At 57.8% G+C, this 15588-nt stretch carries 13 protein-coding genes; 8 read left to right on the top strand and 5 right to left on the bottom strand.

What is annotated here, in order from left to right; translation table 11 throughout:
- The 7 genes from uca to urtE all read left to right on the top strand — a co-directional run bounded on the left by uca (position 1) and on the right by urtE (position 9934).
- Positions 1-3618: an urea carboxylase gene (uca, locus tag FCN45_RS03065; protein WP_137385124.1), complete on the top strand. Its 3618-nt coding sequence runs from the start codon at positions 1-3 to the stop codon at positions 3616-3618.
- A 9-nt stretch (positions 3619-3627) separates the two neighbouring features.
- A complete protein-coding gene (locus FCN45_RS03060) occupies positions 3628-4326 on the top strand; it encodes a GntR family transcriptional regulator (protein ID WP_110867493.1) in 699 nt (232 codons plus the stop codon).
- A gap of 28 nt (positions 4327-4354) precedes the next feature.
- Complete coding sequence (gene urtA, locus FCN45_RS03055; RefSeq protein ID WP_110867492.1) at positions 4355-5623, top strand: urea ABC transporter substrate-binding protein; 1269 nt, start codon at positions 4355-4357, stop codon at positions 5621-5623.
- A 185-nt stretch (positions 5624-5808) separates the two neighbouring features.
- Positions 5809-7374 (top strand): urea ABC transporter permease subunit UrtB, encoded by a 1566-nt coding sequence (urtB, locus tag FCN45_RS03050; RefSeq protein WP_137385123.1) that lies wholly within the window; start codon positions 5809-5811, stop codon positions 7372-7374.
- The gene (gene urtC, locus FCN45_RS03045; protein WP_137385122.1) at positions 7374-8450 is read left to right on the top strand and encodes an urea ABC transporter permease subunit UrtC; all 1077 of its coding nucleotides are present in this window, start codon (positions 7374-7376) and stop codon (positions 8448-8450) included. The genes urtB and urtC overlap by 1 nt, the downstream gene beginning before the upstream one ends.
- Entirely contained in the window at positions 8443-9234 is a 792-nt protein-coding gene (gene urtD, locus FCN45_RS03040) for an urea ABC transporter ATP-binding protein UrtD (protein ID WP_137385121.1), read from the top strand. The genes urtC and urtD overlap by 8 nt, the downstream gene beginning before the upstream one ends.
- Before the next feature lies 1 nt (position 9235).
- The gene (urtE, locus tag FCN45_RS03035) at positions 9236-9934 is read left to right on the top strand and encodes an urea ABC transporter ATP-binding subunit UrtE (RefSeq protein ID WP_137385120.1); all 699 of its coding nucleotides are present in this window, start codon (positions 9236-9238) and stop codon (positions 9932-9934) included.
- 85 nt (positions 9935-10019) lie between these two features.
- On the opposite strand, the gene FCN45_RS03030 is transcribed toward urtE, so the two are convergent.
- The 5 genes from FCN45_RS03030 to rbsK form a co-directional block, all read right to left on the bottom strand.
- Positions 10020-10421 carry a hypothetical protein gene (locus FCN45_RS03030; protein ID WP_137385119.1) on the bottom strand — a complete coding sequence of 134 codons (402 nt, stop codon included), beginning with the start codon at positions 10419-10421 and terminating at the stop codon, positions 10020-10022.
- Positions 10399-10785 (bottom strand): polymorphic toxin type 44 domain-containing protein, encoded by a 387-nt coding sequence (locus FCN45_RS03025; RefSeq protein WP_137385118.1) that lies wholly within the window; start codon positions 10783-10785, stop codon positions 10399-10401. The genes FCN45_RS03030 and FCN45_RS03025 overlap by 23 nt, the downstream gene beginning before the upstream one ends.
- A gap of 197 nt (positions 10786-10982) precedes the next feature.
- Positions 10983-11996 (bottom strand): aldose 1-epimerase family protein, encoded by a 1014-nt coding sequence (locus FCN45_RS03020; protein ID WP_137385117.1) that lies wholly within the window; start codon positions 11994-11996, stop codon positions 10983-10985.
- On the bottom strand, positions 11993-13318 hold the full coding sequence (fucP, locus tag FCN45_RS03015; RefSeq protein WP_137385116.1) for an L-fucose:H+ symporter permease: 1326 nt from the start codon (positions 13316-13318) through the stop codon (positions 11993-11995). The genes FCN45_RS03020 and fucP overlap by 4 nt, the downstream gene beginning before the upstream one ends.
- 9 nt (positions 13319-13327) lie before the next feature.
- On the bottom strand, positions 13328-14245 hold the full coding sequence (gene rbsK, locus FCN45_RS03010) for a ribokinase (RefSeq protein ID WP_137385115.1): 918 nt from the start codon (positions 14243-14245) through the stop codon (positions 13328-13330).
- A gap of 360 nt (positions 14246-14605) precedes the next feature.
- Here rbsK and deoR point away from each other — a divergent pair, with 360 nt between their 5' ends.
- Positions 14606-15376, top strand: coding sequence for a DNA-binding transcriptional repressor DeoR (gene deoR, locus FCN45_RS03005; RefSeq protein WP_101762370.1), 771 nt, complete (start codon positions 14606-14608; stop codon positions 15374-15376).
- Positions 15377-15588 lie beyond the last annotated feature (212 nt).

Below are 15588 nucleotides of genomic sequence, written 5' to 3'. Positions count from 1 at the left end.
ATGTTCAGCACCGTTCTGATTGCTAACCGTGGCGAAATCGCCTGCCGCGCCATTCGCACCTTAAAACGCCTCGGCGTGAAAAGCGTCGCCGTCTATTCCGATGCTGACCGCAACGCGCGCCACGTCAAAGAAGCCGACGTCGCCATCGCCCTCGGCGGCGACAAAGCCAGCGACAGCTATTTACGCATCGATAAAATCCTCGCCGCCGCGCAGGAAACCGGCGCGCAAGCCATCTGGCCGGGCTACGGTTTCCTGTCAGAAAGCCTGCCGTTTGCCGATGCCTGTGAAAAAGCCGGCATCGCCTTTGTCGGCCCCACCGCGCAGCAGATTGGCGAGTTTGGCCTGAAACACCGCGCACGTGAGCTCGCCGCCAGCGCAGGCGTGCCGATGACGCCGGGCACACCGCTGCTGAGTTCGCTGGAAGAAGCCTTAAGCGCCGCCGACACCATCGGCTATCCGGTGATGCTGAAAAGCACCGCGGGCGGTGGCGGCATTGGCCTGACGCGCTGCGCCGACGCCGATGCGCTGCGCAATGCGTGGGAGAGCGTGCGCCGCCTTGGCGAGCAGTTCTTCAGCGATGCGGGCGTGTTTTTAGAACGCTGCATCGATCGCGCGCGCCACGTTGAAGTGCAGATTTTTGGCGACGGCAGCGGCAAAGTGATCGCGCTCGGCGAACGCGACTGTTCGCTGCAGCGCCGCAACCAGAAAGTGGTGGAAGAGACGCCTGCACCGAATCTGCCGCAGGCAACGCGTGAAGCGCTGCTCTCTTCTGCGGTGCGCCTTGGCGAGCTGGTGAATTATCGCAGCGCCGGTACGGTGGAATACATCTACGACGCCGAACAAGATGCCTTCTACTTCCTCGAAGTGAACACCCGCCTGCAGGTTGAACATCCGGTCACCGAATGCGTCACCGGCCTCGATCTGGTTGAGTGCATGCTGAAAGTCGCCGCTGGCGATGCCATCGACTGGGCGCGCCTGCAGCAAGCGCCCGCTGGCGCATCGATTGAAGTGCGTATCTACGCCGAAGATCCGCTGAAAAACTTCCAGCCCAGCCCCGGCGTGCTGACCCACGTCAGTTTCCCGGATGACGTGCGCGTTGATGGCTGGATCGCTACCGGCACCGAAGTCTCGGCGTTTTACGATCCGATGGTCGCCAAACTGATCGTGCATGCCGAGACGCGCGCAGCGGCGCTGGCGAAGATGCAGCAGGCGCTCGACGCCACGCAGCTGCACGGCATCGCCAGCAATCTCGATTATCTGCGCCAGATCGTCGCCACCGACGCCTTCCGCAGCGGCAACGTGTGGACGCGCTTCCTCGATAGCTTCACACCAGCCGCCAGCGTGATTGAAGTGCTGCAACCCGGCACCTTCAGCAGTATTCAGGATTTCCCTGGCCGCCTCGGTTATTGGGATATCGGCGTGCCGCCATCCGGCCCAATGGACGATTTCTCCTTCCGCCTGGCCAACCGCATTGTCGGCAACCACGACAGCGCCGCCGGTCTGGAATTCACTCTGCAAGGCCCGACGCTGCGCTTCCACAGCGATGCGGTAATCGCCTTAACTGGCGCCGATTGCCCAGCCGATGTTGATGGCGAAAGCATCGCGTACTGGCAGCCCGTCAGCGTCAAAGCAGGACAAACGCTGACGCTGGGCCGCGCGCAGAGCGGCTGTCGCACCTACTTAGCGGTGCGCAACGGGTTCGACGTGCCGGAATATCTCGGCAGCCGATCCACCTTCTCGCTCGGCCAGTTTGGCGGCCACGCCGGACGCACTCTGCGCGTCGCCGATATGCTGCCAATTTCTCAGCCGCAGCTCGCTGCCTGCACCACGCCCGCGCCGGTTAGCGCACCGCAGGCGCTCGATCATGCGCTGGTGCCGCACTACGGCACTGAATGGCGCATCGGCGTATTGTATGGACCGCACGGCGCACCGGATTTCTTCACTCAGGCGGCGATTGATGAGTTCTTTGCCAGCGACTGGCAGGTGCACTACAACTCCAACCGCCTCGGCGTGCGTTTGGTTGGCCCGAAACCGACGTGGATGCGCGCCAACGGCGGCGAAGCCGGCCTGCATCCGTCCAACGTGCATGACTGCGAATACGCCATCGGCGCGGTGAACTTCACCGGCGACTTCCCGGTGATCCTGACGCACGACGGTCCCAGCCTCGGCGGCTTCGTCTGCCCGGTGACCATCGCCAAAGCCGAACTGTGGAAAGTCGGCCAGGTGAAACCGGGCGATAAAATCCGTTTCCATCCGATCGGCGCCGACGAAGCGGTGGCGCTGGAAAAAGCGCAGGCGCATAGCGTGGCCACGCTGCGCAGCAGCCACGCGCCGGCCTTTGCGGTGCCCTCTTTAGCAGCCAGCGCTATCGGTTCCGCCACCTTGCTGGCGGCGCTCCCCGCCACGGCAACCACGCCAGCGGCGGTTTATCGCCAGGCGGGCGACAAATATGTGCTGATTGAGTACGGCGATAACGTGCTGGATCTGGCGCTGCGTCTGCGCGTGCATCTGCTGATGAATGCGCTGCGTGAACGCGCGGTGCCGGGCGTGGAAGAGCTGTCGCCGGGCGTGCGCTCTCTGCAGGTACGCTACGACAGCCTGATTCTCAGCCAGAAACAGCTGATGCAGCTGCTGCTGGAACTGGAAGCCGGGCTCGGCGATGTCAGCCAGCTGAAAGTGCCGTCGCGCATTGTCTGGATGCCGATGGCCTTCGAAGACAGCGCCACACTCGGCGCGGTCGAACGTTATCAGGAAACTGTGCGTGCCAGCGCGCCGTGGCTGCCAAATAACGTCGATTTTATCCAGCGTATTAATGGCCTGGCGAGCCGCGAAGCGGTGCGCGACACCCTTTTTGATGCCAGCTACCTGATTCTCGGCCTCGGCGATGTCTATCTCGGCGCGCCGTGCGCGGTACCGATCGATCCACGCCATCGCCTGCTGAGCTCCAAATACAGCCCGGCGCGCACCTTTACCGCCGAAGGCACGGTCGGCATTGGCGGCATGTACATGTGCATCTACGGCATGGATTCACCCGGCGGCTATCAGCTGGTAGGCCGCACGCTGCCAATCTGGAACAAATTCCTGAAAAACGATCAGTTCGCGGCCGACGAGCCGTGGCTGCTGCACTTCTTCGATCAGGTGCGCTTCTATCCGGTAACGGAAGACGAACTGACGCAGCTGCGCGATGACTTCCGCGAAGGCCGCGCCACGGTGCGCATCGAAGAAACGGTCTTCGACTTCGCCGCCCATCATCAATTCCTGGCGGAAAATGCCGCGTCGATCAGCGATTTCCGCCAGCGTCAGTCCGCCGCTTTCGAACAGGAAGTGACGCTGTGGGCGCAGGAAGAGCAGAACGCGCCGCTCACCACCGAGGAGACGCTGGCTGTGGTCGAAGTCGACGACGATGCGCTGGCGGTATGCGCCGATATGAACGGCAACATCTGGAAAGTGCTGGTGCAGCCGGGCGACGCGGTGGAAGCCGGTCAAACGCTGATCATCGTGGAAGCGATGAAAATGGAACTGGCGATTGTCGCGCCGCAGGCCGGCACGGTGAAACGCATTGCCTGCCAGGCAGGACGTCCGGTGAGTCCGGGCGATGCCCTGCTGTGGCTGGAATAAGGAGTCGGCATGAATACGAGCCCTCGTAGCAAAGGTCGTCCGGAAGCGCTGGCCGAAAAGGTTTATCAGGCGCTGAAACAGGACATTTTTGAGTTCCGACTGATGCCGGGCGATCGCTTCAGCGAAAACGAAATCGCCGATCGGCTGGAAGTGAGCCGCACGCCGGTGCGTCAGGCGCTGTTCTGGCTGGAGCGCGAGGGCTACGTCGAAGTGTGGTTCCGCAGCGGCTGGCAGGTGAAGCCGTTTGACTTTGAATATTTCGAAGAGCTGTACGACTTTCGCACCGTGCTGGAGTGCGAAGCGGTGCGCCGCTTGTGCGCACTGCCCGCACCGCAGTGCATCGACATGCTCACCGCGCTGAAAAGCTTCTGGATGGATGCACCGCTGCTGGCCGATGGCAAAGCGGTTTCGGCGCAGGATGAAGCCTTTCACATGGCGCTGGTGGCCGCCGCTGGCAATCAGGAGATGGCGCGCATCCACGCCGAACTGACCGAAAAAATCCGCATCATTCGCCGTCTCGATTTTACCCGAGACGACCGAATGGAGGCGACATACCGCGAGCACGCTCAGATTTTACGGGCGATTTTCCAGCAACAAACTGAGGAGGCGCAGCGCATTTTAACCGACCACATTGCCGTCAGTAAGGCAGAGGTCAGAAAGATCACATTGCATATGTTACAGCAGGCTCGACTTCAACCCATTGAATAACAATACAAACATCGTGAGGGGTTTACTGATGAAAAGACGTTCGTTGCTCAAGGCTTTCGCGCTCTCTGCCTCTGTGGCCAGCATGGGCTTTGCCTTTGCGGCGCAGGCTGCTGACACCATCAAGGTGGGCATTATGTCCTCGCTCTCCGGCACCATGGCGATCTCCGAAACGCCGCTGAAGGATGTGGCGCTGATGACTATCGATGAGATCAACGCCAAAGGCGGCGTGCTGGGCAAAAAGCTGGAACCGGTGGTGGTCGATCCGGCCTCCAACTGGCCGCTGTTTGCCGAAAAAGCGCGTCAGCTGCTGACGCAGGACAAAGTGGCGGCAGTGTTTGGCTGCTGGACCTCGGTATCGCGCAAATCGGTGCTGCCGGTGTTTGAGGAGCTGAACGGCCTGCTGTTTTATCCCGTGCAGTACGAAGGCGAAGAGATGTCGCCGAACGTGTTCTACACCGGCGCCGCGCCGAACCAACAGGCGATTCCGGCGGTGGAATACCTGATGAGTGAAGATGGCGGCAGCGCGAAACGCTTCTTCCTGCTGGGCACCGACTACGTCTATCCGCGCACCACCAACAAGATACTGCGCGCCTTCCTGCACACCAAAGGGGTACAGGATAAAGACATCGAAGAGGTCTATACGCCGTTTGGTTACAGCGATTATCAGACCATCGTCTCCAACATTAAGAAGTTCTCTGCCGGTGGCAAAACCGCGGTGATCTCCACCATCAACGGCGACTCCAACGTGCCGTTCTACAAAGAGCTGGCCAATCAGGGCATCAAAGCCACGGATATCCCGGTGATCGCCTTCTCCGTCGGCGAGGAAGAGTTGCGCGGCATTGATACCAAACCGCTGGTCGGTCAGCTAGCGGCGTGGAACTACTTCGAGTCGGTGGATAACCCAACTAACCAGAAGTTCGTCGCAGATTACCGCGCCTACGCTAAGGCGCACAACCTGCCGAACGCCAACACCGTGGTGACGAATGACCCGATGGAAGCGACCTACGTTGGCCTGCACATGTGGGCGCAGGCGGTAGAGAAAGCGGGCACCACCGATGTGGATAAAGTGCGCGCGGCGATGGCGGGACAGACCTTTAAAGCCCCGGACGGTTTCACCCTGACCATGGATAAAACCAACCATCACCTGCATAAGCCAGTGATGATTGGTGAAGTGGAAGAGAACGGTCAGTTCAACGTGGTGTGGCAGACCGAGCAACCGGTACGCGCCCAGCCGTGGAGCCCGTACATCGCCGGTAACGATAAGAAGCCGGACCATCCGGTGAAATCAACGCAGTAGGGGTTGTACTGGTTGTCCCCCATCCCGGCCTTCCCCCATAAATGGGGGAAGGAGACGCTGCCACATGCATGTTCATTGCTGGCATTGGGCAACGTCTTCCTCCCCCATTTATGGGGGAGGACCGAGGAGGGGGACAGCCACACCAATCCAAACCAAAACAACTTCTCACCATCAGGGCCAGAACCATGACAATCCGCCGTTATCTCTGCTGTCTGCTGTTACTGCTGCCCTGGCTCGCCCAGGCGGGCGATGGCGCAGACTTCGCGGCCGCCAGCCGCGCGCAACAAGCCACGCTGCTCCAGCAGTGGGCCGCCGCACCGCAGGCCAGTCGCTTGCCGCTGCTGCAGGCGCTGCGCAATGAAACCGTGGTCATCGACCAAAAACAGCAGCCGTTCAGCAAACAAGGCGAAGCGTTGCAGCCGCTCGACAGCGCGCAACAGCCCGACGGCGACACCAAAAAGCTGTTCATGAACAACCGCCTGCGCGTATTGATTGCCAGCGCCCTCGCCGCCCATCAGCTGGTGAGCGATGATGCCGCGATCCGTTTACATGCCGCACAACAACTACAAAACGATGGCGTCGCCGATATGCTGCCGCTGATTGAGCAGCGTCTCGCGCTGGAAAAAGACACGAAAGTGCACGACGTACTGCTGATGGCAGCGGCCAACCTGCAGCTCGCCAGCCCGGATGCCGCGCTGCGCCTTAAGGCTGTCAAACTGCTCGGCGAATCCAGCGATCCCAACATGCAGGCCAGCCTCACGCGCTTAACCCAGTCCAGCAATGAACCCGATGCCAGCGTGCGTGATGCCGCCGCCACCAGCCTGAAGCAGATTAAACAGCGCCTGATGTGGGGCGATCTGCTCGGTCAGGCGTTTACCGGCCTGTCGCTCGGTTCGATTCTGCTGCTGGCCGCGCTCGGTCTGGCGATCACCTACGGCCTGCTGGGCGTAATCAACATGGCGCACGGCGAAATGCTGATGCTGGGTGCCTACGCCACCTGGTTTGTGCAAAGCCTGTTCCAGCAGTTCGCACCGCAGTGGCTGGCGTGGTATCCGCTGCTGGCGCTGCCGGTGGCCTTTCTGGTCACCGCCTGCATGGGCATGCTGCTGGAGCGCACCATCATCCGCCATCTGTACGGACGTCCGCTGGAAACGCTGCTCGCCACCTGGGGTATCAGCCTGATGCTGATTCAACTGGTGCGCATGCTGTTTGGCGCGCAGAACCTGGAAGTGGCTAACCCAAGCTGGCTCTCCGGCGGGCTGCAGCTGTTACCGAATCTGGTGCTGCCGTACAACCGTATCGCGGTGATCCTATTCGTATTTGCCGTGCTGGCCCTCACCTGGCTGCTGCTGAATAAAACCCGTCTCGGGCTGAGCGTGCGCGCCGTGACGCAGAACCGCGCAATGGCCGACTGCTGCGGCGTGCCGACCGGACGCATCGATATGCTGGCGTTTGGCCTCGGTTCTGGCATCGCCGGACTCGGCGGCGTGGCGCTGTCGCAGCTCGGCAACGTCGGGCCGGAGCTCGGTCAGGGCTACATCATCGACTCCTTCCTCGTGGTGGTGCTGGGTGGCGTCGGCCAACTGGCGGGCACCGTGGTCGCGGCCTTTGGTCTCGGCATTCTTAATAAAGTGCTGGAGCCGCAGATTGGCGCGGTGCTGGGAAAAATCCTCATCCTCGTGCTGATCGTGCTGTTTATTCAGAAACGTCCGCAGGGCCTGTTTGCCTTCAAAGGGAGGGTGATTGACTGATGAGCCAGCCAATGACGTTAACTATTGCGCGCAAAGCGCCACGCCTGACGCTCAGCCTCGGCGTGGTGATCGCTGCGCTGCTGCTGGCGCTGCCGTTCTGCGCCCTGCTGCCCGCCACCCATCCGCTGGCGATCTCCACCTACACGCTAACGCTGGTCGGCAAGATTCTCTGTTACGCCGTGGTCGCGGTGGCGCTCGATTTAGTGTGGGGTTACGCCGGGCTGCTGTCGCTCGGTCACGGCCTGTTCTTCGCGCTTGGCGGCTATGCGATGGGCATGTATTTGATGCGTCAGGCCTCCGGCGACGGCCTGCCCGCGTTCATGTCTTTTCTTTCATGGAGTGAGCTGCCGTGGTTTTGGGCGGGCACGCAACATTTTGCCTGGGCGCTGTGCCTGATCATGCTGGTGCCGGGTTTACTGGCGCTGGTGTTTGGCTTCTTCGCCTTCCGCTCGAAAATCAAAGGCGTTTACTTCTCAATCATGACGCAGGCGCTGACCTACGCCGGCATGCTGCTGTTTTTCCGCAACGAAACCGGCTTCGGCGGTAATAACGGCTTTACCGGCTTCACCACATTGCTCGGCTTTAACGTCACCGCTACCGGCACGCGTATTGGGCTGTTTGTCGCCACGGTGCTGCTGCTGCTGGTCAGCCTCGGCATTGGCTTCGCGCTGGCACGCAGCAAGTTTGGCCGCGTGTTGACCGCGGTGCGCGATGCGGAGAACCGCCTGATGTTCATCGGATACGATCCCAAAGGCTTCAAGCTGTTTGTCTGGACGCTTTCGGCGGTGCTGTGCGGGCTGGCGGGCGCGCTCTATGTGCCGCAGGTCGGCATTATCAATCCCAGCGAGATGTCGCCGACCAACTCGATTGAGGCGGCGATTTGGGTGGCGCTGGGCGGACGCGGCACCTTGATTGGTCCGCTGCTCGGTGCCGCCATCGTCAACGGTGCCAAAAGCTGGTTTACCGTCGCCTTCCCGGAATATTGGCTGTTCTTCCTTGGCCTGATGTTTATCCTGGTCACGCTGTTCCTGCCGCGTGGCGTGATTGGCCTGCTGCGCCGGAGGCGTGATGACTGAACAACTGTTTACCCAACCTCATCCCTCGGATCGTCATCGTGAACAAACCGATCCGGTATTGCAGCTGGAGAAGATCAACGTATCGTTCGACGGCTTCCGCGCGCTAACCGATCTCTCGCTGAAGATCGGCGTGGGCGAACTGCGTTGCGTGATCGGCCCCAACGGCGCGGGAAAAACTACGCTGATGGATGTAATCACCGGTAAAACCCGGCCGGATAATGGCCAGGTGATCTACGACCAGGATACCGATCTCAGCAAAATGTCGCCGGTGGAGATCGCGCGCGCCGGTATTGGGCGCAAGTTCCAGAAACCCACGGTATTCGAAGCGCTGACGGTATTTGAGAATCTGGAAATCGCGCTGAAAAACGACAAATCGGTGTGGGCCAGCCTGCGCGCGCGGTTGAACAGCGAGCAGCAGGATCGCATTGATGAGGTGCTAAAACTGTTGCGATTGGGCGGCGAGCGTCAGCGCAAAGCCGGTTTGCTGTCGCACGGTCAGAAGCAGTTTCTGGAAATCGGCATGCTGCTGGTACAGGACCCGCATCTGCTGCTGCTGGATGAACCGGCGGCCGGCATGACCGATGCCGAAACCGAGTACACCGCTGAGCTGTTTCGCAGCCTCGCCGGGAAGCATTCGCTGATGGTGGTCGAGCACGACATGGGCTTTGTTGAAACCATTGCCGATCACGTCACCGTGCTGCATCAGGGCCAGGTTTTGGCCGAGGGATCGTTACGCGAAGTGCAGGCGGACGATCGGGTTATCGACGTTTATCTGGGGCGTTAACATGCTGCAAGTCGCGGAACTGAATCAATATTACGGCGGCAGTCACATCCTGCGCGGGCTGTCGTTTGAAGCGAAACCGGGCGAAATTACCTGCCTGCTGGGACGTAACGGCGTGGGTAAAACCACGCTGTTGAAATGTTTGATGGGGCTGATTCCGGCCAAATCCGGCGAAATTCGCTGGCAGGATAATGTGATCAACAGCCGCAAACCGCACCAGCGCGTGCAGGCGGGTATCGCTTATGTGCCGCAGGGGCGCGAAATTTTCCCGCGCCTGACGGTGGAAGAGAATCTGCTGATGGGGCTGGCGCGTTTTTCTGGCGCACAGGCCAAAGCGGTGCCGGAGGAGATCTATCAACTTTTCCCGGTGCTACGTGAGATGAAAGCACGCCGTGGCGGCGATCTGTCAGGCGGACAACAGCAGCAATTGGCGATTGGCCGCGCCCTCGCCTGTTCACCGAAGCTGTTGATCCTTGATGAGCCAACCGAAGGGATCCAGCCGTCGGTGATCAAGGAGATCGGTGCGGTAATCCGTCAGCTGGCACAGCGCGGTGATATGGCGATCCTGCTGGTCGAGCAGTTTTACGATTTCGCCGCCGAACTGGCCGACAGCTATCTGGTGATGTCGCGCGGCGAGATCGTGCAGCGCGGCGCCGGATCCGCCATGGAAGCCGACGGCGTACGCGGATTAGTGGCGATTTAGTTGAGCTTGATAACTAAAAAGGGCGGCCTAACGGCCGCGTCTACAAGCAGGAGGCACGTCGTTTAGAGCATTTTAAATATTTTATTTAATTTTTAAATTCAAAATCTGCCATGCCAACTTTACTGCTCACTGACACTATTTTTCCACTCCATCCAAAGTTGATATGCCCATTAGCTGATATATTAATTGAGCGGATGCTTCCTACACCTTCAATGAGAGGTTCCAACGTTTTAAGTTTATTTAAAACTTGTTTTTCGCTGCCGGTAATCTCACTGGTTAAATAATATCGATAAATAACTGGAACAGTGGCACCGCCAGCACTGTATTCAGTCATATATAGCCAGGAAGATTGATTGATTTTTTGACTGCGCTTCAACACATCATTATCACGTGAGCTTTCATTACCGATGACTAAAAAACCAATAATAATCAGCAAAAGAAGAGTCAGTATCAAATGAAATCGCTTAATAACCGTGCTGTTTAGCATACTCAATTCCTTCGCGTATATTGCGTTGGTCTGTGGGATCATCTCCATAGGGAGGAACATCATACCACTTTCCCCAGCGAGGTTTTGATGTGCCAGCGAGTGTTTGAGCAAATCCCGCGCCCATCAGCAAAATGTCATCGGGTATGCCAGCCGCTCTGCCTGTAGCGGCAAAATTGAAGTTTCCAAAAGCAGCCCAGTTGAAGTCGAATTGTTTGTAATCCCAAGGGCCGCGATTGCGTACTTTTTGATAAAACCAGTAATAGGTTGCCGGTGTCGCCATACCTCTCGACATACCATTACATCTGGCTTCACGCATATTATTCTGAATAATTAATGCACCAGGTCCTATCGGTACAGATGCCATAATCCTTCCCTGAACGTAAATTTAAATCAGTTAACTATAATGCACATCCTCTTATTTAATAATTTGATCTAAATCATTAGGTCATTGCAATTAACCGAGGAGATATAGGGGTATATTTGATATTTTTTAAATGATTTTTAATATCAACATCCGCTGTTGATATTAATTTTAAATGGCGATCAAAAGACCGCCATTGATTACAAAATCCCGGTCTCAACGCTGAAATGGCGCTGTTCGCCGGGGGCCAGCTCAATCAGCGTGCCGGCGCGCTGTGCGGCTTTGAAACCCTCCGGGCGGCAGGTTGACGGCAGCACATAGGCGGCGACCTGCTGATCGCGGTTATGCAGCATCCAGCGCGTGGCGTGCGGGAACTGTTGGCTGGAGAAGCGTGTCATCAGGGCAAACCCTTGCGGTGAGTGCAGCTCGAACTGCATCTCATCGCCGTACTGCTGGAGATCGTCGGCGAAAAACACGATCTCCGGATCGCACATCTGCGGCTGATCCAGCTGCTGAAACGCCTGCGGATCGCGCGCCAGTTGATCGGTATATGCGCGCCACTGTGGGGTAGGCTTGACGTGCGCCGGGATCGAGCTGCGCAGCTGGAACGCATCGGTCGGGATCGACTGCTGGAAACGCCCTTGATCCAGCCAGGCGCTGTTCAGATGACACATATACTGCAGCGGCATCGGCGCGCCTGCCAGGTTAGTGACGTTCATCTCAATGTGCAGGCGCGCAGCATTGGCCTCAAGGCGCACCGCCGGTGCGGCAAGATAGTGATGGCCAAAGCCCTTCACATACTCGGTTTCGCCCTCCAGCGACAGGCGATCGTCCTCCAGTACCATCCACGCGCTGTCCATGCGCGCGCAGGCCATTTCGCCATGCAGCGGATGATCGTCATCCTCTGCCGGACAGCCGTTGGCCAGCAGCCCGGAGTGGAAAGCGAAACAGCCGTAGGTATCAATGATCGAACTGCCGGGCAGCGGCTGCTTAAAGCTGTGGCCCATGGTCAGCGAATGGCCGTCAAAGTTAGCGTCCCACACCATCTGACCGTAAAACGGCAGTACGATCACCGTGCCGCGTGGATTGCTGATGCGCACCGCTTCCACGCCCGCGGGATAGCGAAACAGCTCGACGTGGAACGTCTCGTTGCACAGCAGCGTGGCTGGCGTTTCATGAAACTGCTCACGACGTAACGGTATACGGGTTTTCATGGCATCTCCTCTACTAAACGACCGGCTGCTTCCGCCTGCTTTTTATGGCGCAGCTCGCCCCAGAAGAAGTAACCCACCCAAGCGAAGCACAGCAGCGAAACGCCGAACGCCAGCTGCATCGAGCCCAGATGATCGGAGACGAAGCCCTGAATCGCAGGAATAAAGGCAGCACCGACAATCGACATCACGATAAACGCGCCCGCCACTTCGGTGTATTTGTTATCGACGGTAGCCAGCGTTCCAGCGTAGATCGTCGCCCAGCATGGACCAAACAGCGCACTGACAAAGATGGCGGCATACACGGCGGTAAAGTTTGGCACAAACATCACATACGCCAGTGCCAGAACACCCAGCAACGAGTAGGCGATCAGCACTTTTTCTGCACGGAAGCGCGTCATCAGGAAGTTGGCGATAAATTTACCGATAAAGAAACCAATAAAGCTATAAATCATGAAGTTAGAAGCATGACGCTCATTGATCGCGCCAAGCGTCAGCGCCAGACGAATGGTGAATGACCACACCGCCACCTGCATGCCGACATACAGGAACTGCGCCAGAATCCCGCGTTTAAAGTGACGATTCGCCGCCAGATAGCGGAAAGTCTCGCCGAGCGACGGCAACGATTTTTCACTGCTTTCCGGTTTGCAGCGCGGATAGCGGGTGAACAGGAACAGCAGCATTACTACCACCAAAACCATCACCAGATATTTATACGGCTCAAGCGTGTGCTCCAGCATGGTGAGACGGAACGCATGCGCCTGTTCCGCGTTCATGCCCGCCAGCTGACTTTCCAGACTGTCGCCCTCCTGAAACACCAGATATTTGCCCAGCACGATGCCCATCAGTGCGCCCACCGGATAGAAAGTCTGGCTGATATTCAGGCGCAGCGTGGCGTGATCGCGATGACCAATCATCGAGCTGTAGGTGTTGGCGGCGGTTTCGAGGAAGCTCAAACCGATGGCGATGGCGAAAATCGCCGCCAGGAACATGGTGTAGGTTGCCATGTGCGACGCAGGATAGAACAGCACGCAGCCCACGATATACAGCGCCAGTCCCAATAAAATCGCCAGCTTATAGGTGGCTTTGCGGATCACCAGCGAGGCCGGAATAGCGATCAGGAAGTAGCCGCCGTAGAACGCGCTCTGCACCAGCGCGCTGGCGAAATCGCTTAACGCGAACACGCTTTTGAACTGGGTGATCAGGATGTCGTTCAGACTCGCCGCACAGCCCCACAACGGGAACAGGCACGAGAGCAAAATGAACTGGAACAGCGGCGTTTTATTCAGATAGCCATCAGATTGCTGAACAATGTTCGGTTGCATAACTCGACCTCAGTGAACGTTGAGAAAACGCTGGAAGGTTTCCGCGTCGGGATAGGAGCGCTGCGTGCCGCGACCGGTCACGCTGCAGGCGGCATAAGCCGAGGCTTGCGTCATCGCGGCCGGGATATCGCCGCTTTTCACCAACTCGTGGGCGAAGCAGCCGATAAAGGCATCGCCCGCGCCGCTGGTGTCCACCGCTTTTACTGCGGTGGGTGCAACCTGATGCACGCTGTCGCCAGACATCCACAGCGAACCGCGCCCGCCCAGCGTGATGATCAGGTTTTTCAGCCCGCGTTTGAGCAGCGATTGCCCCGCCAGCTTCACCTCTTCATCCGTGGTGACCGGCATGCCGGTGAGGATCTCCAGCTCGGTTTCATTCGGCATGAAAAAGTCGCATTTGCAGGCGTAGTCGATATTGAGATCCGCCACAGCCGGTGCCGGATTGAGGATCACTTTGATGTCATGCTGACGGGCAAAATCAATGGCGTAATAAACGGTCTCCAGCGGGATCTCCAGCTGCAGGATGATCAACTGGCAGCTTTTCAACGCGTCAGCGGCGGCATCGATATCGGCTGGCTTCAACTGTTGGTTGGCACCTTTAATAATCAGAATGCGGTTCTGCGACTCATCGTCGACGAAGATAGGTGCCACGCCGCTGGAGGTGCCTGGCGCGGTGGTGACGAAGCGGGTATCAACGCCTTGCTGCTGCAGATTGGCCACGGTATTCGGCGCGAACAGATCGTCGCCGACTTTACTCACCATCATCACGCTGCCGCCCATCTTCGCCGCTGCCACAGCCTGATTGGCACCTTTACCCCCGCAGCCGATGGCAAAATCGGGTGCTTCCAGCGTTTCGCCCGCTTTAGGCAGCTGATTGGTATAGGTAATGAGGTCCACCATATTTGACCCAATAACCGCAATATCCATTGTTTTCTCCCGGTGAATTTTTAGCTTTATAATGTTATTAAAATAACAATATCAGGTTAATAAAGTTAATTATGTGATAAATTTCACACCTCGACATCCTGATAAAAAGCCGATAAACAGCCCTTCATTCGTAGAAATGAATGTTATTATTCTAACAATGGAACAACATTGAGAATCAGAGCGAAGCGGCTTGAGAGCAACACGTTGGCGGCATTGCATGAGGTTTGCGGGCCGATCTCATTACAGGTAAGATTGAAAACTGGCCTGCTGGATACGTCGCAAATCATTAAAATATGTGAGATTTATCGTGATTTTTGACCAGGCCACTTCGACTTCAGGATTAATTACGCAGAGATGATCATGGAAACCCGGCGCGACGAACGTATTCACAAGTTGGCTCAGGCGCTGAAACGCACCGATAAACTGCACCTGAAAGACGCGGCGCAGCTGCTGGGTGTGTCGGAAATGACCATCCGCCGCGATCTCACCGAACCGGCTTCAACCGTGGTGCTGCTGGGCGGCTATATCGTCAGCGATCCGAAAAGCCACGCCGGACACTACTTCATCTCCGATCAGCACGGTCAAAACGCCGCACGCAAACAGCGCCTGGCGCAGGCTGCTGCGGATCTGATCAGTGAAAATGACACGGTATTTTTTGATTGCGGCACCACGCTGCCGTACATCGTAGATGCGATTCCTGACACCTTGCCGTTCACCGCCATCTGCTGCGCGATGAACACTTTCCTGGCGTTGAAAGAGAAACCGGCCTGCAACGTGATCCTCAGCGGCGGTGAGTTCCACGCCGATAACGCGCTGTTCACGCCGATTGGCGCGCATTCGATCCTCGACGATCTCTGCCCGACGCTGGCCTTTATTTCGGCGGCAGGTATCGATCAGGAACAGGGCGCCACCTGCTACAACATTAACGAGCTGGCGATGAAGCACCACGCGATGCTGCGCGCACGTCAGCGCGTGCTGGTGGCGGACAGCAGTAAATTTGGCAAAGTGCTGCCCGCGCGTATCGGTGAATTGCGCCGTTTTGATTTGCTGGTCAGCGATAGCGCACCCGAACCGGCGCTGAAGAGCTGGCTGGCACAACAGAATATACCGCTGCGATTGCCTAAAGCTTAGAATTCCTCTGTTTCTATTACCGGGAAACAAAACCAGACCCTAAATAATTCGAGTCCCCTCAGGGGGCCTACTTTTGGTGCAGGAAGGCGGCAAGTGGGTTCATCCCCAGGAGCATACATTAGTATGTGACTGGGGTGGACACACGCAGCCAACGCACCTGCAGCGCGAAGTATGACGGGTATGAATAAAGGGTGAAAACAGCTAAACTTCTG

Origin of the sequence: Pantoea sp. SO10, assembly GCF_005281435.1 — a bacterium.
GTDB classification, from domain to species: domain Bacteria; phylum Pseudomonadota; class Gammaproteobacteria; order Enterobacterales; family Enterobacteriaceae; genus Pantoea; species Pantoea leporis.
The sequence above is the reverse complement of the archived record's forward strand: the minus strand, read 5'-3'. Positions and strand labels throughout refer to the sequence as shown.

Coding starts and splice junctions, on each gene's coding strand:
- uca (WP_137385124.1), top strand. CDS start 1: ATGTTCAGCACCGTTCTGATTGCTAACCGTGGCGAAATCGCCTGCCGC.
- FCN45_RS03060 (WP_110867493.1), top strand. CDS start 3,628: ATGAATACGAGCCCTCGTAGCAAAGGTCGTCCGGAAGCGCTGGCCGAA.
- urtA (WP_110867492.1), top strand. CDS start 4,355: ATGAAAAGACGTTCGTTGCTCAAGGCTTTCGCGCTCTCTGCCTCTGTG.
- urtB (WP_137385123.1), top strand. CDS start 5,809: ATGACAATCCGCCGTTATCTCTGCTGTCTGCTGTTACTGCTGCCCTGG.
- urtC (WP_137385122.1), top strand. CDS start 7,374: ATGAGCCAGCCAATGACGTTAACTATTGCGCGCAAAGCGCCACGCCTG.
- urtD (WP_137385121.1), top strand. CDS start 8,443: ATGACTGAACAACTGTTTACCCAACCTCATCCCTCGGATCGTCATCGT.
- urtE (WP_137385120.1), top strand. CDS start 9,236: ATGCTGCAAGTCGCGGAACTGAATCAATATTACGGCGGCAGTCACATC.
- FCN45_RS03030 (WP_137385119.1), bottom strand. CDS start 10,421: ATGCTAAACAGCACGGTTATTAAGCGATTTCATTTGATACTGACTCTT.
- FCN45_RS03025 (WP_137385118.1), bottom strand. CDS start 10,785: ATGGCATCTGTACCGATAGGACCTGGTGCATTAATTATTCAGAATAAT.
- FCN45_RS03020 (WP_137385117.1), bottom strand. CDS start 11,996: ATGAAAACCCGTATACCGTTACGTCGTGAGCAGTTTCATGAAACGCCA.
- fucP (WP_137385116.1), bottom strand. CDS start 13,318: ATGCAACCGAACATTGTTCAGCAATCTGATGGCTATCTGAATAAAACG.
- rbsK (WP_137385115.1), bottom strand. CDS start 14,245: ATGGATATTGCGGTTATTGGGTCAAATATGGTGGACCTCATTACCTAT.
- deoR (WP_101762370.1), top strand. CDS start 14,606: ATGGAAACCCGGCGCGACGAACGTATTCACAAGTTGGCTCAGGCGCTG.